Below are 20,991 nucleotides of genomic sequence, written 5' to 3' on the forward strand. Positions count from 1 at the left end.
AGGGCTGCCGCGCCATTGAAGCGACGGCGGCGAGGGGATGAGAAGGAGTTTTTCCTTGCACTGGCTGACGGATTACAAGATTCCGGTCGGGCATTGGTCCGCCGCGATTTTCGACTGGATGCAAACCCATGGCGGCTGGTTCTTCGACGGGCTCGCCGCGGTGATGAGCTGGCTGATCGACCAGCTTCTGTTCATCCTGCAGGCGCCGGGGCCGATCGTGGTTGCCCTCGTTGTCACCGCCATTTCCTACTGGCTGCAGCGCAACTGGAAGGTCACGCTGCTGGTCTTTCTCGGCTTCCTGTTCATCATCAACCAGGGCTACTGGGAAGAAACGACGGAAAGCCTGGCGCTGGTCATTTCCTCCTGCATCATCTGTATGGCAATCGGCGTGCCGATCGGCATCCTCACCGCCCACCGGCCCCGTCTTTATCAGGTGATCCTGCCCGTTCTCGACCTGATGCAGACGCTGCCGCCCTTCGTCTATCTCATTCCGGCGATCGTATTCTTCGGCATCGGCATGGTGCCGGGCCTGCTGGCAACCGTCATCTTCGTGGTCGCCGCTCCGATCCGCCTCACCTATCTCGGCGTCTCGTCCGTGCCGAAGCCGCTACTTGAGGCCGCCGATGCCTTCGGCGGCACGGCCTGGCAGAAGCTCACCAAGGTGGAGCTGCATCATGCGCTGCCGCAGATCATGGCCGGGCTCAACCAGACGATCATGCTGTCGCTGTCGATGGTGGTCGTTGCCGCTCTCGTCGGCGCCGATGGTCTCGGCGTGCCGGTGGTGCGGGCGCTGAACCAGGTCAACCCGGCGCTCGGCTTCGAAAGTGGTTTCGTGATCGTCGTACTTGCGATCATCCTCGATCGTGTTCTCAAGATCGGGAGGAACCGCTGATGGCCAATGCTGTGATATTCGAAGACGTCAACATTGTTTTCGGCGACAGGCCGATGAGCGCCTTGCCGCTGATGGATGCGGGCGAAAACCGCTCCGAGATCCAGGAAAAAACCGGCCAGGTGCTCGGCGTCCACAATTGCTCGCTGACAGTGGAGGAAGGCGAGCTTCTGGTGCTGATGGGGCTTTCCGGCTCCGGCAAGTCGACCCTGCTCAGGGCCGTCAACCGGCTGAACCCCGTCTGCCGCGGCCGCGTGCTGGTCAATGACGGCAACGAGATGATCGATGTCACCGGCGCCGACAAGAAGACGTTGCGCCATATCCGCCTGTCGCGGGTGTCGATGGTGTTCCAGCAGTTCGGGCTTCTGCCCTGGCGCACGGTGCGTGACAATGTCGCCCTCGGCCTTGAATTCGCCGGGCTCTCCCGTGACGAACGAACCAAGAAGGCCACGGCCCAGCTCGAGCTGGTCGGCCTCAAGGACTGGGGCGACAAGCTGGTCGGCGAATTGTCCGGCGGCATGCAGCAGCGCGTCGGTCTTGCCCGTGCCTTTGCCACGGAAGCGCCGATCCTGCTGATGGACGAGCCGTTCTCCGCGCTTGACCCGCTGATCCGCACCCGGCTGCAGGACGAACTGATCGAACTGCAGAAGAACCTGAAGCGTACCATCATCTTCGTCAGCCACGATCTCGACGAAGCCTTCAAGATCGGCGACCGGATCGCGATCATGGAGGGCGGACGCATCGTTCAGTGCGGTACGCCCTCGCAGATCGTGCGCAAGCCGGCCGATGCCTATGTCGCCGATTTCGTCGCAAATGTGAATCCGCTCGGCGTGTTGCGTGCGGCCGATGTGATGGGTGAGGCTCCGGCGCCCGCCGATGCGCCGACCGTCAACATCCACACCAAGCTTGCCGACATGATGGAAGCGCTCGGAAACGGTGCCGTGCTCGGTGTGCTGGACGATGCCGGCAAGCCGGCGGGCAGCATCCGGCCTTCGGATGTGGTGACCGCGCTCAATCCGGCAAACGGCCTGAACTGAAGCCATCGTCGAGACAAAAAGAAAACGCCTTCGCGCTCTCCAGTGGGCAGCGAAGGCGTTCTTGTATCAAGGCCTCGGAAATGGGGTTACCGCGGCATCAGGAAGAATTCCAGTACGCCGGTGCGGATCGCGCGACGCCGCACCTTGTTGCGGAAGGGCAGCGAGGCGACGTTGCCGATCAGGCGACAGACCCTGTAGGGCCCGTAGAAGCGCTCGATCTTCTCGCGTTCTGGGTCGTGTTCCGGAATGGTTACGCTTGCATCCACATGCTTGCGGTAAAGGCCGAGCCACTCATTATGCGTGTAGCAGGTCATGAACGAGTTCGGATGCACCTTCATCAGGAAGGTCGGCTTTGACGGCATCAGGTTGAACTGATCGAAGGTCAGGAACACGAAGTTGGAGGCGAAGTAACGCTCTGTCTCGAGGATCGCCGCCATGTTGTCGTCGTTGTAGTATTCGCAGGGCACCTTGCGGCCCATGCGTCTCAAGGCGTTGACGAAGATATACTGCTCCGGCGTGTAGCGGTTGTAGCGCCGGTCGTCCGTGTCCCAGTAGGCTTCCTCTTCGGTCATTAGCGGAACGTCGAAGAGCGCCTTCAGATCGTCGGTCGGCCCGAAGAAGGCAAGATCGGACGGGTGGAACGGAAAGCGCGTGCGCGACCGCGGATTGCGCGAGAAATAGCAGCAGGCCAGCAGCTTTTCGGAGAATACCGAATAGGCCGGGTCGGCATCCGGATAGGCGCCGACGAAATTCAGGAAGTTCGAGCCCGTGAGGCGAAAGTCGGTGCGCATGCGCATCGCATAGCGGGTGCCGGCCTTGGCAAGGCCGGCTGCGGTGCCGACGATCTGTCGGTTGACATTGTTGACCTTTTCGCCGGGCCGGTCGGAATAGAAGAAGTAGCCGGGATCCTCCGAAAGCACGAGGTCGTCGAAATCAAGTCCATCGACATCCGTGCCGGACCAGGTGGAAAGGATGATCGTCGAACCCGGGAAAAACCGTCGGATGCCCGCAAAGCTTTCGCGCAGCGTCGCCTTGTCGGCGGCGCCCTGAAACACGAATGTGATGTCTTTCGGATCAATCATCTTTCATTCCACTTCACCAACAGGCCTTCCGCATCGAAGAGCCGTTTTGCAGGAGCCCGCCAAACCCCTCATGTCGTTATACAGGTATTCTTCAGCAAACTAAACCAAAGATTGCATCTTCTGCAGCCACTTGCCTGTCTGGCGGATTGTCACGCCCGCAAGGTGCCCGGATATTTGTCGTTCGTGGCGCCCGGTAGCTTGACCACCACATTGACGGTCTCGTCTTCCAGACATTCGAAATCGGTCGCCTCACCAGGCTCCATCACGACGATGTCGCCGGCGCCGTAGTCCTTCCCGTTCATCCGCACCCGGCCGGACACGATCACGGTGTATTCGGTCGCGATCCGGTGGAAGTGCATATCCTCCCGATCGCCCTTGCGGTAATGCTTCACCGCCACTTCGACATCCTCGGTCCGACAAAGAGACGGATCGAAATTGCCGATGAACCAGCCCTTGACCATGTCTTCCAGTTGCGCTGTCTTCAATGCAGCCAGGCCTCCCTATGTTCCTGCAGCTGGTTGATATATTGCGCGAGCTGCATTTCCGTCTTCAGCGGGTGGAACTTGTCGTTCTCGATGAACTGGATGCCGACCGTGCCATGGCGCAGGATCATCTCGTTCACTGTCTGGCTGAGATAGAAGGCATTGTTGATCTTGCGATCCTTGCGCACGACGCTCTGGGCGCACTGGACGAATTCGTGGCCGCTGCGGAAATAATAGAAGCTCGCCAGCGCATGCTTGCTCACCGGCCGCTTCTCCGCGACCTCGCGCACCGCGCCGTTCTCGTCGAGAAGGGCGAAAGAGTAGCGCGGATGCACCGAACGGAAGGAGACCACGCCCGCATCCTGTCCGGCATCGCGAAAACCCTTCACGAGGGTGGCAAAGTCGGCGTCGATGAGCTCGTCGGCGGCGACCAGCACCACCTCTTCCTGCTTGTCCACATGTTCGGCGGCGAGCAGTGCCGTGCAGACCGAGCCGGCGGTAGGCCCGGCCACCTCGACGCAGATCGCGTTTTCGGCGCTCTGGGAGATGACATCGTCGACATTGAACTTGCGGATATCTGCGGCGCGCACGCAAAAGAGGATCTGGCTCGGCTCAAGCCTCTGCAGGCTCCTGATCTGCCGCTCCAGGATCAGCTCCTCGTTGAACTCGGTCATGTAGAGCGGATAGCGCTCGCCCTTGATGTCGAGATTGTCGCCACCCATGAGAACGATGATCTTCATGCCGCAGACCCCACGGAGCGCGCCGCCGCGTCGATTTCGGCAATCCGGCGCTTGATGTTCTCGTAGTTGACGTCATCGACTTCGCGCACGGCGAGCAGATGGGCGCCGGAGCCGATTGCGGCCTGGATGCCGTTCGGATTGTCCTCGACGACGAGGCATTCCTTCGGCTTCAGGCCGAGCCTCTCTATGGCCTTGGCGTAGATTTCCGGATCCGGCTTCGGTGCCTTGACGTCCTGGTTGGACAGCATGAAATCGAGGTACGGCGTCAGGCTGGCCTTGTCCATCATCAGCGTCACCGTCTCGCGCATCGAATTGGAGGCGACTGCGAGGCTGTAGCCGTCCTGCTTCAGCCGCGACAGCGCATACTCATGATCGAAGCGCGGCCGGCAACGTTCGTAGATGATCTCCATCGTGTATTTCTGCTTCATCTCGTTGATGAAGCCATGCAGATAGGCCGGGAGATTCTTCTCGATGCTGAGGCGCTTCAGCTTGGTGCGCGTCGGCAGCCCGTCATAAACGGTCGTGTGCTCGTAGCGCTCGATCGTGTAGCCGAACAGGCCGAGCGCCCGGTTGAGCGCATCGTAGTGCCAGTCCTTGGCCTCGATCAGAACCCCGTCCATGTCAAAGATGACTGCCTTGATTGCCATCATCCCGCCTCCCCGAAATAGGTCGCGGCCCGTTGCGGCACATCCGTGCACAGCATGAGCGCCGGGCTAGAGAGTCTTTTGGCCAATTTTATGATCGACCATTGTTGTTCGACATCGCGCTTGTGAAGATCGGCAGAGACGACGCAGACCCGCTTGCCCTCATCGATGAGGCCGTCGATCAGGCCCGGGCCGAACCAGTCGGAACGGAAACAGTCGAGCCAGACGCCCTGACAGTCGGCGAGAAGCGGGGGATTGGGCTGGATGTCGGAAAGGCCGGTAAACGCTGTCATGCCGTCGGCAATCTGCCGCACGAGGTCGGGCACGGACATGTCGAACACGAAATAATTCGTGTGCCCGTAAGCTGCCAGAATGTCCTTGACCCTTGCACTCAAGCCATCCGCCTTGATGTTCAGCGCGAGCGTCAGATTGCGCCCGGCCATGATTTCAAGAACGTGCGAAAACGCGATCTCGTTCCCGCTTGGCATGTCGTGAGCGATGACGATCTCGCCATTGTGGTCGCGCAGGTCCGTCTCGGTGCCGAAGCCGAGGTCGAAGGAGCGCCGGAAGGCGATCTCTGCGTTTTTCTCCTCCGGCGTTTCCCACAATCCGCGGTGCGACAGGATTTCCATCAGCGCACCCTTTCCGAAACCGGATGCTTCAGGAAAAATTCGAGATCGTAGGGAATGCCGAGGCCATACATGCCGTCATATTCCCGGCCGATCGAATAATGCCCGATCCTTCGTCCCTCTGCGATCAGCTGGTTATAGACCGGACAGATGTAAAATTCGCCGTTCACCCGGATGTCGTCGGCGATCATCTGCTTGGCCGCCCGCACCAGGTCGCTGCCCTTGCGGAAATTGAACAGGCCGACGGCGGCATCGTTGGAGATCACCCGCTTTTCCGCGGTCTCGACAATGCGCCCGTCCTCCTCGCGCACGAATGACCACTTGGGGTCATCCGCCTTCATCGTCATGATCAGGCCGTCATAGCCGCCACGCTCCATAAAGGCGAGATAATCGTTGATGTCGGCATCGATATACTGGTCGGAATTGGCAGTCATCACCGGATCGTCGTTGTCGATCAGGCCTTCCGCCAGAAGCACGGTCGATGCCTGGCCCTCGGTGACGTGATCAATGCCGATGATCTCGACATCGCTGGCGAGCGCCGACAGCTTCTCCTTTAATCCGTAATCGCGGATATGCGCATTCTGGCAGATGAAGATGAAGCGGTGCGGAACCTCAGGCGTCAGGTTCTCGACCACGACCTGGATCATCGGCTTGCCGTGGACGTCAATCAGCGGCTTCGGATCGGTGTAGCCTGCGTCTGCAAACCGGCTGCCCCTACCGGCCATCGGAACAACAATATTCAGCACGTCCCCTCACTTACATGGCTTTCAATTTCGCCAGTAATATTTAAACCAATTGCGTCGCCTGAAACAGGCTAAACGTATACGCGCATTCACTAATACTTGCCCGCCTCAGAATTTAGTGAACGCTTTCCTGTCTTAACCCCACCCCGCTTTCGCATCAATACGGCGATCGGCGAATGCCGGCCTTTTCCTGCCATGGCACAAAAAAGGTCCGGCGGCGGATTGACGTGTCGGGCGCCGTAGCCTAAAACCAATTCATAATTGGAACGTGCCAAATTTGGGAGGAGATGGCATGAAGTGGGGTCTCATCGGCGCCAGCACGATCGCGTCCGCCCATATGATCGGGGCCATCCGGGCGCAAACCGGCAACACGGTCGAGGCCGTGCTGTCGTCGGACGCGACACGCGCCCGGGAGTTCGCTGCACGGCATGACATCCCGCACGCCGATACCGACCTCGCGGTCCTTCTTGGGCGTTCGCAGATCGACGCCGTCTACATCTCCACCACCAATGAAAAGCATTTCGCCCAGGCGATGGCGGCCATTGCAGCGGGCAAGCATGTTCTCTGCGAAAAGCCGCTGGCGATGACCGTTGCCGATGCCCGCACCATGGTGGAAGCAGCGCGTGCGGCCGGCCTGGTCTTCGCCACCAATCATCACCTGCGCTGTTCCGGCGCCCATCGGGCCGCCAAGGCGGCAATCGCCGAGGGACGGATCGGTGATGTGCTTTCCATGCGGGTCTTCCACGCCGTGATGCTGCCGGAAAAGCTGCGCGGCTGGCGCATCGACAATCCGGCGGCTGGCGGCGGCGTCATCCCCGACATCACCGTGCACGACGCCGATACGGTGCGCTTCTACCTTGACGAGGATCCGCAGCGGGTGGTGGCGCAGGCCCTCACTTCGGGGCTTGGCAAGGGCGTCGAAGACAGCGTCATGTCGGTCTGGACCATGCCGTCGGGCATCATGGTGCAGAGCCATGAGAGTTTCACCCATCCCTTCGCTGGGTCCGGCCTCGAAATCCACGGGAGCAAGGGTTCGATCTTCGCCCGCAATGTGATGACGCAGCTTCCGACCGGCCGGGTGACGCTGGTGACGGCCGAGGGCGAGCGTGACCTCGCCTATGACAGCTACGATCTTTACGAATTCGCGCTGGCGGAGTTCAACCGCGCTGTCGCCGGCCATGGCAGACCCGCGGCCGACGGCATCGACGGGGTGAAGTCGCTCGCCGTTGCCATGGCTGTGCGCGAGGCGGCGCTCTCCGGTCGCGCCGTCGATGCCGACTATGGAGGCTATTGATCATGGCCGGCAAGATCGTCACCGCCGAAGCCGCTGTCAGCCACATCGCCGATGGCGCCGTGGTGTCCGTTTCCTCCTCCTCCGGGCTCGGTTGCCCGGACAAGGTGCTGGAAGCGCTGGGCGCCCGGTTTGCGGCGACCGGCCATCCGCGCCGGCTGACCACCATTCATCCTATCGCCGCTGGCGACATGTACGGCATCAAGGGCATTGACCACATTGCCCGCGACGGTCTGCTCGATACCGTGATCGCCGGCTCCTATCCGAGTGGCGCCTCGTCGCTGCCGATGCCGGATATCTGGAAGATGATCGTCGAGGATCGGGTCACCGCCTATAACGTGCCGTCCGGCATCCTGTTCGACATGACCCGCGATGTCGCCGCCAGACGCCCCGGCGTGCTGACCAAGGTCGGCCTCGACACATTCGTGGATCCTGAGCGCCAGGGCTGCGCGATGAATGACCGCGCCGCAACCCGACCCATCGTCAAGCGGGTCGAATTTTCCGGCGACACCTGGCTTCACTTCGAAAATTTTGCCCCCGACGTCACCATCCTGCGCGCCACCACGGCCGATGAACACGGCAACCTCACCTATGAGCACGAGGGCGCCTATCTCGGCGGGCTCGACCAGGCGATCGCGGCCCGCAACAATCGCGGCATCGTCATCGCGCAGGTGAAGCGGGTGACCGCCGGCGGCACGCTCCGGCCCCACGATGTGCGCGTTCCCGGCCATCTGGTCGATTTCGTCGTCGTCGACCCCGGCCAGTACCAGACCACCGAAACGCTCTACGATCCGGCGATTTCCGGCGAGGTCATCCATCCGATGGAGGATTTCGAGCTTGCCGAACATGGCGTCGAGAAGATCATCGCGCGGCGCGTCGCAATGGAGCTTTCCGCCGGCCAGACGGCCAATCTCGGCTTTGGCATCTGCGCGCTCGTTCCGCGCATCCTGCTGGAGGAGGGCCATGCCGGCAAGGTGACGTGGGCGATCGAGCAGGGTGCGGTCGGCGGCATGCCGCTCACCGGCTTCGCCTTCGGCTGCGCCTCCAACGCCGACGCCTATATGCCGTCACCGAACCAGTTCACCTATTTCCAGGGCGGGGGCTTCGACGTCACCTTCCTGTCCTTCCTCGAGGTGGACCGTCAGGGCAATGTCAATGTGTCGAAGCTCGGCAAGAAGCCCTATCTCACCGCCGGTTGCGGCGGTTTCGTCGACATCACCGCCAATGCCAGGAAAATCGTGTTTGCCGGGCTTTTCGAAGCGGCCGCCTCGCTGGTCCTCTCCCCGCAGGGCCTGACCGTCGAAAAGCCCGGCAAGTTCTCCAAGATGGTCGATGAAGTCGAGCACGTCACCTTTTCCGGCCGCCGGGCGAAAGAGACCGGGCAGGATGTGCTCTACGTCACCGAACGCTGCGTCATGCGCATCGGCGAAAACGGCCTCGTCGCCACCGAGATCATGCCCGGCATCGAGCCGGAACGCGACATCGTCGCCGCATCGGGTGGGCGGGTGCGCGTGGCGGAGAATGCGACGGACATGCCGCTGTCGCTGCTGTCGGAGAAGCCGATGGGGCTGGTGATATGACGATCGCGGCAAGGAAGGCGTCCGCCGGGAAAACGAGGGCAAGCCACTCCGAAACAATCTCCCCCCTCGAGGGGGGAGATTGTTGGGTGGTCACGGCAAGTGTTGGAGAAACAAGCCGGGAGCCCACCGCATGAGCGCACTTCATCTCATCCGTCACGACGCCATTGCCGAGCTGCGTCTCGACAATCCTCAAAAGCTCAACGCCTTCACGCCGGACATGCTCGCCGCACTTGAGGCGCATCTCGGAACCATTGATGCCGATCCCGTTATTCGCTTTGTCATCCTGACTGCGGAGGGCGAGCGGGCGTTTTGCGCAGGGGCCGATATCAATGCCTGGGGCGACCTGTCGCCATCGGAATTCGCACGCCTGTGGGTGCGCGACGGGCATCGCCGTTTCGACCGGCTCGCGCGGCTCTCCAAGCCGACCATCGCCGCGCTTTCCGGCCATGCCTTCGGCGGCGGGCTGGAGCTCGCGGCCGCCTGCGACATCCGCGTCATGGCACCGGGTGCAACGATATCCCTGCCCGAACCGAAGGTTGGCATCGTGCCGGGCTGGTCGGGTACGCAGCGTCTCGGTCGGCTTCTGCCGGAGCCGGTGCTGAAGGAAATGGTGCTGTTCGGCCGCAGGCTGGATGCGGCGCGCGCTGTCGCGCTCGGCTTCACGGCCGAAATCGCCGATGATGCCCGCGCCCGCGCCTTCGAGATCGCGACGGAGGCCCTCGGCGCATCGCCGCGCGCCACCGAGATCGCCAAATACATGATCCATGCCGGCGCCGGCGAGGATGTTGCGGCGATGATCGATACGCTCGGTAGCGGCATGAGCGCTGCCACAGAAGACAAGGCCGAGGGCGTTGCCGCCTTCCGCGAAAAACGCAAACCCGATTTCAGGGGCCAGTGAAAGGGCAGATGCCATGACCACCATCATCCCCGCCGTCAACCGACCGCAACAGGCCGTTTTCGAAGCCCGGCACCTGATCGATGGCACATGGCGGACCTCTGCCGATGAGGCGACCTTTGACCGGCTGTCGCCCGCCCATGCCGACCTTGTAACCACCGCCGCGAAGGGCGGTGTCGCCGAGACCGAAGCCGCGATTGCCGCGGCCCGCAAGGCCTTTGACGACGGCCGCTGGTCGCGCCTGTCCGGCAAGGACCGCGCCACCGTACTGCTGAAGGTCGCCGACCTCATCGACCGCGACCGGGCGCGGATCGCCCTTGCCGATACGCTTGAAAGCGGCAAGCCGATTGCCCAGGCGACAAGCGAGATCGAGGGCGCCTCCGACCTCTGGCGCTATGCGGCATCGCTTGCCCGCACGCTTTCGGGCGAAAGCCACAACAGCCTTGGCGATGACATGCTGGGCGTCGTGCTGAAGGAGCCCGTGGGCGTCGCCGCCCTGATCACGCCCTGGAACTTCCCGTTCCTGATCGTCTCGCAGAAGCTGCCTTTCGCGCTCGCGGCCGGCTGCACGGCGGTGATCAAGCCTTCCGAGATGACCCCGTCATCGACCGTCATCCTCGGCGAATTGCTGATCGAGGCCGGCATTCCCGACGGGGTCGTCAACATCGTGCTCGGCTACGGCGACCCGGTCGGCACGACCCTTTGCGAAAGCGCCGATGTCGACATGGTGTCCTTCACCGGCTCCACCGCCGTCGGCAAGGCGATCGTGAGTGCCGGCGCCGGCACGCTGAAGAAGGTGTCGCTGGAACTCGGCGGCAAGAACCCGCAGGTGGTGTTTCCCGATTGCGATCTCGATGACGCGGCCGATGCCATCGTCTTCGGCGTCTATTTCAACGCCGGCGAATGTTGCAATTCCGGCTCCCGCATTATCGTCCACGAGGATGTCGCAGACGCCCTTTCGGAGAAGATCGTGGCGCTGTCGGAAAAGGTCGCCTTCGGCGATCCGCTCGACCCTCAGACGAAAGTCGGAGCCATCATTTCCGACACCCATTTCGCAAAGATCGACGGCTATGTTTCCGCCGCGCGCGAGGCCGGTGCGGAGGTTCGCCTCGGTGGCGAGGCGTTGCAGGTGCCGGGGTTGTCAGGCCGATTTTACGCGCCTACAGTTGTGACAAATGTCAATTCCGGGATGGCGATCGCACGGGAGGAGGTCTTCGGACCAGTGCTGTCGGTGCTGACATTTAAAACGATTGAGGAGGCAATCGATCTGGCCAATGACGCAGCCTACGGCTTGTCGGCGGGTGTGTGGAGCGATGACATCCACACTTGCCTTGCCTTTGCCCGCCGCGTGCAGGCCGGAACCGTGTGGACCAATACCTGGATGGATGGATTTTCCGAGCTGCCGTTCGGCGGCGTCAAGCAGTCCGGTCTCGGCCGCGAGCTTGGCCGCTACGGGCTCGAGGAATACCTGGAGGTGAAGACCGTGACGATGCGCATCGGGCGCTCGCGCGCACCCTGGGTCGCATGAAGCCTTCCCCAAGGGGAGGCTGAGGAGGAATTCCGGCCGGACATCGAGGAGCTTGAGGAGGCTCCGTCCGGCGGAAAAACGCAGACAGGAGGAGATCATGCGTTTGAACTTTGCAAGAAGTGCAGCTTTGATTGCGATCGTCGCGGCTTCGGCCGCAGCCACCCAGGTCAAGGCCGAGGACGTCGAAGTCCTGCACTGGTGGACGGCCGGTGGCGAAGCTGCCGCGCTCAACGTGCTCAAGGAAAACCTGCAGGAACAGGGCATCGGCTGGGAAGACATGCCGGTGGCTGGCGGCGGCGGCGAACAGGCGATGACCGTGCTGCGCGCCCGCGTCACGGCCGGTAACCCGCCGGCAGCCGTGCAGATGCTCGGCTTCGATATCACCGACTGGGCCGCCGAAGGCGCGCTCTCAAACCTGAACGACATCGCGGCGGAGGAAAACTGGGATGAAGTGGTGCCTGAAGCACTGCAGAAATTCTCCAAATATGACGGCAACTGGGTCGCAGCCCCCGTCAACGTCCACTCCACCAACTGGGTCTGGGCCAACAAGTCGATCCTCGATGAACTCGGCATCGAGCAGCCCCAGACCTGGGACGAGCTGATCGCAGCTCTCGACAAGGTCAAGGCCTCCGGCAAGGTCGCGATCGCCCATGGTGGTCAGCCCTGGCAGGACGCGACGATCTTCGATGCCGTGGTGATGGCGACCGGCGGGCCGGAATTCTACCAGGCCTCGATGATCGACCTCGATCCCGAAGCGCTCGGCTCCGACACGATGAAGGAGGTCTTCGACCGTATGACCGTTCTGCGCGGCTATGTCGACGACAACTTCTCCGGTCGCGACTGGAACCTGGCGTCCGCCATGGTCATCAACGACGAGGCCGCCTTCCAGTTCATGGGCGACTGGGCAAAGGGCGAATTCCTCAAGGCCGGGCTGACCCCGGACGAGGATTTCCTGTGCTTCCGCTTCCCCGGCACCCAGGACCAGGTGACCTTCAATTCGGACCAGTTCGCCTTCTTCAACCAGGGCGGCGAACCGACGGCGGAGCAGGTCGCGCTTGCCAAGGCGATCATGTCGCCGGAATTCCAGTCGGCCTTCAACGTCGTCAAGGGCTCGGTGCCGGCGCGCACGGATGTCTCGGACGAGGCCTTCGACGCCTGCGGCAAGAAGGGCATGAAGGATCTGGCGGCGGCAGCCTCCTCCGGTAACCTGTTCGGTTCCATGGCCCACGGCCACGCCAACCCGGCCTCCGTGAAGAACGCCATGTATGACGTGATCACCGCCCAGTTCAACGGCGAATACGATTCCGAAACGGCCACGCAGGAACTGGTCGACGCGGTGTCGATCGCGCAGTGATGGGCTGCGATGGAATCGCATGGGAAGCCGAGCGATTCCATCGTCTGCTGTTCTCCCCTGGCAAGGTCGATGCGAGCGTGAGTGAGGTTGCGGCCTGCGCCAAATATTCTCTCCCGCTTGCGGGAGAGATGCCCCGACAGGGGCAGTGAGGGTGAAACAGCATTTCAAGTCGTGAGGGCGTCCGTTTCGACGGGCTCCCCCCTCACTGTCGCTTTCGCGACATCTCTCCCCTCCGGGGCGAGAAGGTGTGGGGCTTTGCGGCTAGGTCGATCGGAGAGATTGGCAAGCGACACGCCCCTTTGAACAAAACGGCGAGCCCTCATGGCCTCGCCCATCCGGAGGACTGGGATGGCTTCGTCTGCAGCAAGACGAGGGAGCGCGGGCGATGTCCTGCGTGACGCCCTGCCGAAGATCGTGCTCAGCCCGTCGCTGGCGATGGTGCTGATCTTCGTCTACGGCTTCATCGCCTTCACGCTCTACCTCTCGTTCACCGACAGCCGCATCCTGCCGAGCTACGATCTCGTCGGCTGGAAGAACTATATCAACCTGTTCCGGCTCAGGGCCTGGACGATCGCGATCAAGAACGTCGCGATCTTCGGTTCGCTCTATATCATTTTCTGCTGCTTCATCGGGCTGATGCTGGCGATCTTCCTCGACCAGAAGATCCGTGCGGAAGGCTTCATCCGCTCCATCTATCTCTATCCGATGGCGCTTTCCTTCATCGTCACCGGCACGGCGTGGAAGTGGTTCCTCGATCCGGGCATCGGGCTCGAGGCGGTGATGCATTCCTGGGGCTGGACGAGTTTCCAGTTCAACTGGATCAAGTCGAACCAGATGGCGATCTACACCATCGTGATCGCCGCCGTCTGGCAGACCTCCGGCTTCGTCATGGCCATGTTCCTGGCGGGGCTGCGCGGCATCGATAACGAGGTGCTGAAGGCGGCACAGATCGACGGCGCCTCGAATTTTTCGCTCTATCGTCGGATCGTCATTCCGCAGCTTCGCCCGGCCTTCATGTCGGCGATCGTCGTGCTCGCCCATATGGCGATCAAGTCCTACGACCTCGTCATCGCCTTGACCGGCGGCGGGCCGGGGAGGGCGACCGAACTGCCGGCAACCTTTATGTATTCCTACACATTCACCCGCAACCAGATGGGCATTGGCGCGGCCTCGGCGGTCATCATGCTGATGTCGGTCGCCGCGATCATGGTGCCCTATCTCTGGTCGGAACTGAGGGAGAAGCCGCAATGAGCAGCGCCTCCGCAAGCCAGGTGGTCTCGACCGGGCGCACCACGCGCTTCCTGATCTACACCCTGCTTCTGATCTTCTGCCTCTATTACCTGCTGCCGCTTTACGTGATGCTGGTGAACTCGCTGAAACCCTTGCGCGAAATCCAGTCGGGCGGGATGATGAACCTGCCCGAGAGTCTGACCTTCGAGCCGTGGAAAAGCGCATGGTCGACCGCACAGATCGGCGTACAGGCGACCGGCCTTCGCCCCTATTTCTGGAACTCGATCCAGATGGTGGTGCCGGCTGTCGCGATCTCCACCATTCTCGGCGCGTTGAACGGCTATGTGCTGACCAAGTGGCAGTTCCGCGGCCACAACATCGTCTTCGGCCTGCTGCTCTTCGCCTGCTTCATCCCGTTCCAGATCGTGCTGATCCCGATGGCGCGCATCCTCGGCATTCTCGGCATCGCCGGCTCGGTGCCGGGCCTGATCTTCGTGCATCTGGTCTACGGCATCGGCTTTTCGACGCTCTATTTCCGCAACTACTACGCCCAGTTCCCGACCGAGCTGGTGCGCGCGGCGATGATCGACGGCGCCGGGTTCTTCACCATCTTCCGCCGCATTCTGCTGCCGTCGTCGGGACCGATCGCCGTGGTCTGCATCATCTGGCAGTTCACCAACATCTGGAATGACTTCCTGTTCGGCGCCTCGTTCTCCGATTTCAACAGCCAGCCGATGACGGTGGCGCTCAACAATCTCGTCCAGTCCTCGACCGGCGTGAAGGAATACAACGTCCACTTCGCCGGCGCGATCATGGCCGCGATGCCGACCCTTCTCGTCTACATCGTCGCCGGACGCTACTTCGTGCGCGGCCTGATGGCCGGCAGCGTGAAAGGGTAACCCATGGGTTTTCTCAAGATAGACAAGGTCACCAAGAGTTTCGGTGCGCTGACGGTGCTTTCCGAGACCGATATCGCGGTGGAGGAGGGAGAGTTCCTGGTACTTGTCGGCCCGTCGGGCTGCGGCAAGTCCACGCTTTTGAACATGATCGCCGGTCTCGAACCGGTCTCCTCCGGTGACATCGTCATTGACGGCCGCTCGATGAACGGCGTGCGCCCGGCCGACCGAAACATCGCCATGGTGTTCCAGTCCTACGCGCTCTATCCGAACATGAATGTCGCCGAGAACATCTCCTTCGGGCTGGAAATGCACGGCGTCGCCAAGGCGGAGCGCGACAAGGCCATCGGCGAGGTCGCGGAGCTGCTACAGATCACCCATCTTTTGAAGCGCAAGCCCGGCCAGCTTTCCGGCGGCCAGCGTCAGCGCGTCGCCATGGGCCGGGCGTTGGTGCGCGATCCGGACGTATTCCTGTTCGACGAGCCGCTGTCGAACCTCGACGCGAAACTGCGCGTCGACATGCGCACCGAGATCAAGAAGCTTCACCAGAAGCTCGGCACCACCATCGTCTACGTCACCCACGACCAGATCGAGGCGCTGACGCTGTCGACCCGGATCGCCGTGATGTTCGGCGGTCATGTCCAGCAGCTCGGCACGCCGAAGGAGATCTACGACAATCCTGCCAACATGTTCGTCGCCGGCTTCATGGGTTCGCCCTCGATGAACCTGTTTCCGGCAAAGGTCGCCGTCAGCGGCGGCAAGGCGGTGGCGAAGATCAGGCTTGCCGATGGCGTGACGGCGGAGCTGCCCTTCGCCGGCGACGCCATGGCCGCCCATGACGGGCGCGACATCGTTCTCGGCATCCGCCCGGAGGCGATCACCGACGAGCTCGGCGCCGATCGCTCCTCAAACGCTGTCCATACCATCAATGCCAAGGTCGAGGTCACCGAGCCGGCGGGCTCGGATACCTATGTGGTTGCCGAACTCGGCGGCGAGGAGGTGACGGCCCGGTTCCGTGCCGATGTCGAGGTGAAGCCTGGCGATGTCTTCCCCTTCGCCGTCAACATGGAAAAGGCGGTCGCCTTCGATCCCGAAACCGAAATGCGCATCCGCTAGCATGGCGTGGTCTTCACCCGACGTGGTCATCATCGGCTCCGGCATGGGCGGGGCGACGCTTGCAGCAAGCCTCGCGCCCACCGGCGCCGGGATCCTCGTTCTCGAGCGTGGCCATCAGATCCCGGATGACGCCCCGGCGCGCGACCCCGACCGCATCTATAAAAACAGCGCCTTTCGCTCCGACGAGACCTGGCTCGACGGCGAGGGTCGGCGATTCTCGCCCGGCAATTATTACAATGTCGGCGGCAATACCAAGCTCTATGGCGCCGTGCTCTATCGCTATCGGTGGCAGGATTTCCAGGCGATGGAGCATCTCGGCGGTATCTCACCCGCCTGGCCGTTTCCCTACGAGACACTCGCGCCTTACTACGATGCCGCCGAAGCGCTCTATCAGGTGCGTGGCGATTTTTCGCAAGACCCGACTGAACCGCCGCATGCCGGCCCCTATCCCTATCCCGCCGTTCTGGACGAGTCGGCGCTTGCTGAAGTTCGCCAACGTCTGGAAAAGGCCGGGCTTCACCCCTCGGCGCTGCCGCTCGGCGTCGACCTCGAACGCTGGCTCTCGAACGGAAGTGACGGCTGGGACGGCTATCCCGATACCCGCTCGGGCAAGATGGATGCTGAGACCTGCGGACTGGCTGTCGCATTGTCCCATGACAATGTTCGTCTGGAGACCGGCGCCCGCGTCTCCGGCCTTTCCGCCACGCTGGACGGCCGCCGGATTGACAGCGTCACCTATGTACAGGCCGGCGAAGCGATCACCGTCAGGCCCAAGATCGTGGCGCTTGCCGCCGGTGCGGTGCAAACGGCGGCGCTGCTGCTCTCTTCAGGGCTCGCCAATTCCTCCGGCCAGGTCGGCCGCAACTTCATGAACCACAATGCCACCGCGATGCTCGCCTACGACCCGCGCTTCGTGAACGATGCCGTCTATCAGAAGACCTTCGCCATCAATGACTGGTATCTTGCAGACGGCGAAAACGGCCCGCCGCTCGGCAATGTCCAGCTTCTGGGCCGGGTGGTGCCGAAGATCCTGAAGGCGACGGTGCCGTCGATGCCAATGCCGGTCGCCGCCCACCTCTCCCGCCATGCCGTCGACTTCTATGCCATCACCGAGGACTTGCCCGACCCGGAAAGTCGGGTGGTGCTGAACGGTGGCGATATCCAGCTCCTCTGGCGCCGCTCCAACATGGAAGCGCACCGCCGACTGGTGAAGCGGATGAAGCAGGCCTTGCGCGATGCCGGTTTTCCGCTGGTTCTGTCGCGCCTGTTCGACGGCCGCGTACCCTCGCACCAGTGCGGCACGGCGCGGCTCGGCGATGATCCCGCGACCGCCGTGCTTGATCCCGATTGCCGCAGCTTCGACCATGAAAACCTTTTCGTGACCGATGCCGCAGCGCTGCCGACATCCGCCGCCGTCAATCCGTCGCTGACCGTCGCGGCCCTTGCGCTGAAGGCGGGTGATGCGATCAGAAGGGAGCTTGGCGCATGAATGTCGCCCTCGTCACCGGCGGCCAGCAGGGCATCGGTCTCGGCATCGCCAAGGCGCTTGCCGCAGGCGGGTTCTCGGTGGCACTTGCCGCCGAGGCCGATCCGGAAAGTCCCGCCGTGCGCGAGGCGCTGGCAGCGCTTGGCGAAAATGCCCGCTATTTCCGCCACGATGTCCGCGATATCGATGCCGTACCTGCGCTGCTCGACGCGGTGGAGGCCGAGCTCGGGCCGCTCATGACGTTCGTCTCCAATGCCGGCGTCGGTGCGCCGGTGCGCGGCGACATGCTGGCGTTGACGCCGGAAAACTTCGATTTTGTTCTTTCGGTGAACCTGCGCGGCGCCTTTTTCCTGGCGCAGCAGGCAGCAGTCAGGATGCTGAAACATCAGGCGGGCTACCGCTCGATCATCTTCATCACCTCGGTCAGCGCCGAAATGGTTTCCGTCGAGCGCGCCGAATACTGCGTCTCGAAGGCAGGGGCGGCGATGATGGCGAAGCTGTTTGCTGCCCGGCTCGCCTCCGAAAACATCGGCGTCTTCGAGATCCGCCCCGGCATCATCGAAACCGGCATGACGGCGGCGGTGCGCGACAAGTACACGGCCCGCATCAGGGACGGCCTCGTTCCGGCCGCCCGCTGGGGCACGCCCGACGATATCGGCAAGGCCGTGCTGCCGCTTGCCAGAGGCGACCTCGCCTTTGCGACCGGCTCGGTCATTGCGGCAGACGGCGGGCTTTCGATTGCGCGGCTATAAGCTGCGCGGTCTCGTGCTCGAACCGTCAGTCGGCATTGGCGATGAAAGCCCTGATCAGAGGCACTGTGAAATCGAGAAAGGCCTGAACCCTGAGTGGCGTGTGTGAGCCGCCGAGATAGACCGCATTGATTTCCTCCCGGTCGGGCGGCAGGACATCACCCAGCACTTCGACGAGGCGGCCGCAGGCCAGATCGTCGCGCATGTGAAAATCGGCAATGCGGGCAAGGCCAGCACCGGCAACGGCCATGCGCCGCACAGTCTCGCCATTGTTGGCAAGCAGCGGTTCGTTGCCGGTCTGTTCGGTGAACCGGCTGTTCTTGCCTGCCGGCCAGACCGGCTTTGACCGGCGAAAATTGAAGCCGAGGCAGCGGTGCTGCGCAAGCTCATCCAGCGTTCTCGGCGTGCCGTAGCGCTCAAGATAGGACGGGGCGGCGACGATCATCCGCCGTGCCGACCCGATGGGCCGCGCCATCATCCCGGAATCGGGAAGACGCCCGACGCGAAAGGCGACATCCGTGTGATCGAGATAAAGATCGACGATTTCATCGGAAAGCGACAGATCAACCGCGATGTCAGGATATGCCTCCCAGAATGCCGGCAGAATCGGCTCGAGAGCGATTGTACCAAGGCCGACCGAGGCATTGACCCTGACCATGCCGCTGGCACGACCCGCACCGCGAATGATCAGGGTTTCGACTTCCGTCAGGTCGCTCAGCAATTTCTGGCTTCGCTCATAGTAGAGTTCGCCCTCGGCCGTCAGCGTCAACCTTCGGGTCGAGCGCTCCAGAAGCCTGACGCCCAGGCGTTTCTCAATGCGTCGGATCAGCTTGCTGACGGTCGACGGCGTCATTCTGAGCTGCCGGGCTGCGCTGGAAAAGCTGCCAGCTTCAACGACACGCTGAAACACCTGCATTTCGCCGGCACGATTATCCAAGTGACGCTCCGATCTGTGAAATAAAATCACAGATTATGTGCTCGCCGGACCCATTTGCAAGCAAATCGGGCCATATTATCTTGTCGGACATCAAAGGCAGGATCGAACCTGCGTTGACCTTTTGAATCAATTTCCCAGTTTCCGGCCCGTTTCCGCCGCATCCGGTCCCTCCCACCCGGAATTGCAGCGCCTGCGGCCGGTTTCTCAAAAGCGGTTTCTCCCGCAAGGCCAAGGATCTTTCGCTATGAGCCCCAGTGCTCCCAACGCGCGTTTCGCGTTGCTCGCCCTTGCCATCGGTGCCTTTGGTATCGGCACGACCGAGTTTTCACCCATGGGCATGCTGCCGCAGATCGCCGAGGGTGTCGATGTGTCGATCCCGACTGCGGGTCTGCTGATCAGCGCCTATGCTATCGGCGTCATGGTCGGAGCGCCGATCATGACCATCGCTTTCGGCCAGTTCGGCAAACGCAAGGCGTTGATGTTGCTGATGACCATTTTCACCATCGGCAATGTGATGGCCGCCCTTTCTCCGGGCTATTACACGCTGCTGGCGGCCAGACTGGTGACAAGCCTCAACCACGGCGCCTTTTTCGGGCTCGGGGCCATCGTCGCCGCAAACCTTGTGTCGAAGGAAAAGCGAGCCGCAGCCCTTGCGACCATGTTCATGGGGCTGACCATTGCCAATATCGGCGGCGTTCCGGCGGCAACGTGGATCGGCCAGCAGATCGGCTGGCGAATGGCCTTTGCCGGAACAGCGATTCTGGGCCTTGTCGCGATCACGGCGCTCGGACTGGCGCTGCCGAAAGGGGAAGCCGGAAAGAAGGCCGACATACGCCGCGAATTCCGGGTGCTTTCCCGCTCCAACGTGCTTCTTTCCATGGCGACAACCGTCACCGGCGCTGGCGCCATGTTCACCCTCTACACCTATGTCTCCGCGGCTCTGGAAACGCTGACCGGTGCGTCCGGTGCCTTGGTGACGCTGTGTCTTGTGCTGATCGGCGTCGGCTTCACGATCGGGAACTGGGCTGGCGGGCGGCTTTCGGCATGGTCTCTCGACGGCGCTACACTGGTCTTTCTCGGTGCGCTGACCGTGATCATGCTCGGCCTGCCTTTTGCCCTTGAGGCGAAAATTACAGCTGCGATCGGTCTTTTGGTCTGGGGCATCGCCGCCTTTGCCATCGTCTCGCCGGTTCAGACACGGGTGATGCAGGCCGCCGAAGAGGCGCCGGCGCTCGCTTCGTCGATCAATATCGGCGCCTTCAACCTCGGCAATGCACTGGGTGCCGCTCTTGGGGCCGCTGTCCTGCGCTTCGGTATGGGCTATCAGGCCATTCCGGTGGCCGGTGCAGCGCTCGCCGCCCTTGCCTTTGCGGTCGTTCTGTTCGCACGCGCGCGGCAGCGTGCTGAGCCGTCGCTTGTGAAGGAGGCTGAAAGTCTGCAGGCCCCGTGAGACAACCTCTTGCGCGGGAACGGCATCCCGCGCTCGCGACCCATTGATTGGCCTCCGGCCACAGGAATCACGGTGGCGGCCAGCTTGGCCATCGCCGTGAACTCTGCTGAAATTTTCCTCTTCCTAAACAGCATCTTGCGGCATTCGCCCAAAGTATGAGCATTCGCCCACTTGACAGAATGCAGGTTTGTGGTGAGTAATTGCTCACATCGTAGGCTATTGCTCAATTCTTA

Annotated in this window: 20 protein-coding genes; 13 read left to right on the forward strand and 7 right to left on the reverse strand. The window is 62.3% G+C overall.

Annotation, left to right across the window (positions count from 1 at the left end):
• Positions 1-55: 55 nt before the first annotated feature.
• Both choW and choV read left to right on the forward strand, forming a co-directional pair.
• Complete coding sequence (choW, locus tag TM49_RS05255) at positions 56-892, forward strand: choline ABC transporter permease subunit (protein WP_045679838.1); 837 nt, start codon at positions 56-58, stop codon at positions 890-892.
• Complete coding sequence (gene choV, locus TM49_RS05260) at positions 892-1,926, forward strand: choline ABC transporter ATP-binding protein (protein ID WP_045679839.1); 1,035 nt, start codon at positions 892-894, stop codon at positions 1,924-1,926. The genes choW and choV overlap by 1 nt, the downstream gene beginning before the upstream one ends.
• An 86-nt stretch (positions 1,927-2,012) precedes the next feature.
• Here the strand turns inward: choV and TM49_RS05265 are convergent, their stop codons facing one another.
• From TM49_RS05265 to TM49_RS05290, 6 genes are all read right to left on the reverse strand, one after another.
• The gene (locus TM49_RS05265; RefSeq protein WP_045679840.1) at positions 2,013-3,008 is read right to left on the reverse strand and encodes a WavE lipopolysaccharide synthesis family protein; all 996 of its coding nucleotides are present in this window, start codon (positions 3,006-3,008) and stop codon (positions 2,013-2,015) included.
• Between the two features lie 149 nt (positions 3,009-3,157).
• The gene (locus TM49_RS05270; protein WP_045679841.1) at positions 3,158-3,493 is read right to left on the reverse strand and encodes a cupin domain-containing protein; all 336 of its coding nucleotides are present in this window, start codon (positions 3,491-3,493) and stop codon (positions 3,158-3,160) included.
• The gene (locus tag TM49_RS05275) at positions 3,490-4,230 is read right to left on the reverse strand and encodes a glycosyltransferase family 2 protein (RefSeq protein WP_045679842.1); all 741 of its coding nucleotides are present in this window, start codon (positions 4,228-4,230) and stop codon (positions 3,490-3,492) included. Before TM49_RS05275 ends, TM49_RS05270 begins: the two co-directional genes overlap by 4 nt.
• Positions 4,227-4,877: an HAD family hydrolase gene (locus TM49_RS05280; RefSeq protein WP_201777030.1), complete on the reverse strand. Its 651-nt coding sequence runs from the start codon at positions 4,875-4,877 to the stop codon at positions 4,227-4,229. The genes TM49_RS05275 and TM49_RS05280 overlap by 4 nt, the downstream gene beginning before the upstream one ends.
• Entirely contained in the window at positions 4,877-5,506 is a 630-nt protein-coding gene (locus TM49_RS05285; RefSeq protein WP_045679844.1) for a PI-PLC domain-containing protein, read from the reverse strand. Before TM49_RS05285 ends, TM49_RS05280 begins: the two co-directional genes overlap by 1 nt.
• Positions 5,506-6,249, reverse strand: coding sequence for a glycosyltransferase family 2 protein (locus TM49_RS05290; protein ID WP_045679845.1), 744 nt, complete (start codon positions 6,247-6,249; stop codon positions 5,506-5,508). The genes TM49_RS05285 and TM49_RS05290 overlap by 1 nt, the downstream gene beginning before the upstream one ends.
• A gap of 289 nt (positions 6,250-6,538) precedes the next feature.
• Between TM49_RS05290 and TM49_RS05295 the strand changes: the two genes are divergently transcribed.
• From TM49_RS05295 to TM49_RS05340, 10 genes are all read left to right on the forward strand, one after another.
• Positions 6,539-7,540 carry a Gfo/Idh/MocA family protein gene (locus tag TM49_RS05295; RefSeq protein WP_045679846.1) on the forward strand — a complete coding sequence of 334 codons (1,002 nt, stop codon included), beginning with the start codon at positions 6,539-6,541 and terminating at the stop codon, positions 7,538-7,540.
• A gap of 2 nt (positions 7,541-7,542) precedes the next feature.
• Positions 7,543-9,117, forward strand: coding sequence for an acyl CoA:acetate/3-ketoacid CoA transferase (locus TM49_RS05300; RefSeq protein ID WP_045679847.1), 1,575 nt, complete (start codon positions 7,543-7,545; stop codon positions 9,115-9,117).
• A 130-nt stretch (positions 9,118-9,247) separates the two neighbouring features.
• On the forward strand, positions 9,248-10,015 hold the full coding sequence (locus tag TM49_RS05305) for an enoyl-CoA hydratase/isomerase family protein (RefSeq protein WP_045679848.1): 768 nt from the start codon (positions 9,248-9,250) through the stop codon (positions 10,013-10,015).
• Between the two features lie 13 nt (positions 10,016-10,028).
• Positions 10,029-11,540 (forward strand): aldehyde dehydrogenase family protein, encoded by a 1,512-nt coding sequence (locus TM49_RS05310; RefSeq protein WP_045679849.1) that lies wholly within the window; start codon positions 10,029-10,031, stop codon positions 11,538-11,540.
• Positions 11,541-11,637: 97 nt separating this feature from the next.
• Complete coding sequence (locus TM49_RS05315; RefSeq protein WP_045679850.1) at positions 11,638-12,894, forward strand: ABC transporter substrate-binding protein; 1,257 nt, start codon at positions 11,638-11,640, stop codon at positions 12,892-12,894.
• 348 nt (positions 12,895-13,242) lie between these two features.
• Positions 13,243-14,145 (forward strand): carbohydrate ABC transporter permease, encoded by a 903-nt coding sequence (locus TM49_RS05320; RefSeq protein WP_045679851.1) that lies wholly within the window; start codon positions 13,243-13,245, stop codon positions 14,143-14,145.
• The gene (locus TM49_RS05325; protein ID WP_045679852.1) at positions 14,142-15,023 is read left to right on the forward strand and encodes a carbohydrate ABC transporter permease; all 882 of its coding nucleotides are present in this window, start codon (positions 14,142-14,144) and stop codon (positions 15,021-15,023) included. The genes TM49_RS05320 and TM49_RS05325 overlap by 4 nt, the downstream gene beginning before the upstream one ends.
• 3 nt (positions 15,024-15,026) lie before the next feature.
• Positions 15,027-16,136: an ABC transporter ATP-binding protein gene (locus TM49_RS05330; RefSeq protein WP_045679853.1), complete on the forward strand. Its 1,110-nt coding sequence runs from the start codon at positions 15,027-15,029 to the stop codon at positions 16,134-16,136.
• Position 16,137: 1 nt separating this feature from the next.
• Positions 16,138-17,625, forward strand: coding sequence for a GMC oxidoreductase (locus TM49_RS05335; protein WP_045679854.1), 1,488 nt, complete (start codon positions 16,138-16,140; stop codon positions 17,623-17,625).
• Positions 17,622-18,374 (forward strand): 3-ketoacyl-ACP reductase, encoded by a 753-nt coding sequence (locus TM49_RS05340; protein ID WP_045679855.1) that lies wholly within the window; start codon positions 17,622-17,624, stop codon positions 18,372-18,374. The genes TM49_RS05335 and TM49_RS05340 overlap by 4 nt, the downstream gene beginning before the upstream one ends.
• Positions 18,375-18,399: 25 nt before the next feature.
• Here the strand turns inward: TM49_RS05340 and TM49_RS05345 are convergent, their stop codons facing one another.
• Complete coding sequence (locus TM49_RS05345; protein WP_045679856.1) at positions 18,400-19,308, reverse strand: LysR family transcriptional regulator; 909 nt, start codon at positions 19,306-19,308, stop codon at positions 18,400-18,402.
• A gap of 244 nt (positions 19,309-19,552) precedes the next feature.
• Between TM49_RS05345 and TM49_RS05350 the strand changes: the two genes are divergently transcribed.
• Positions 19,553-20,758 carry an MFS transporter gene (locus tag TM49_RS05350; protein ID WP_045679857.1) on the forward strand — a complete coding sequence of 402 codons (1,206 nt, stop codon included), beginning with the start codon at positions 19,553-19,555 and terminating at the stop codon, positions 20,756-20,758.
• The last annotated feature ends 233 nt before the right edge of the window (positions 20,759-20,991 follow it).

The organism is Martelella endophytica (genome assembly GCF_000960975.1).
Lineage (GTDB): Bacteria > Pseudomonadota > Alphaproteobacteria > Rhizobiales > Rhizobiaceae > Martelella > Martelella endophytica.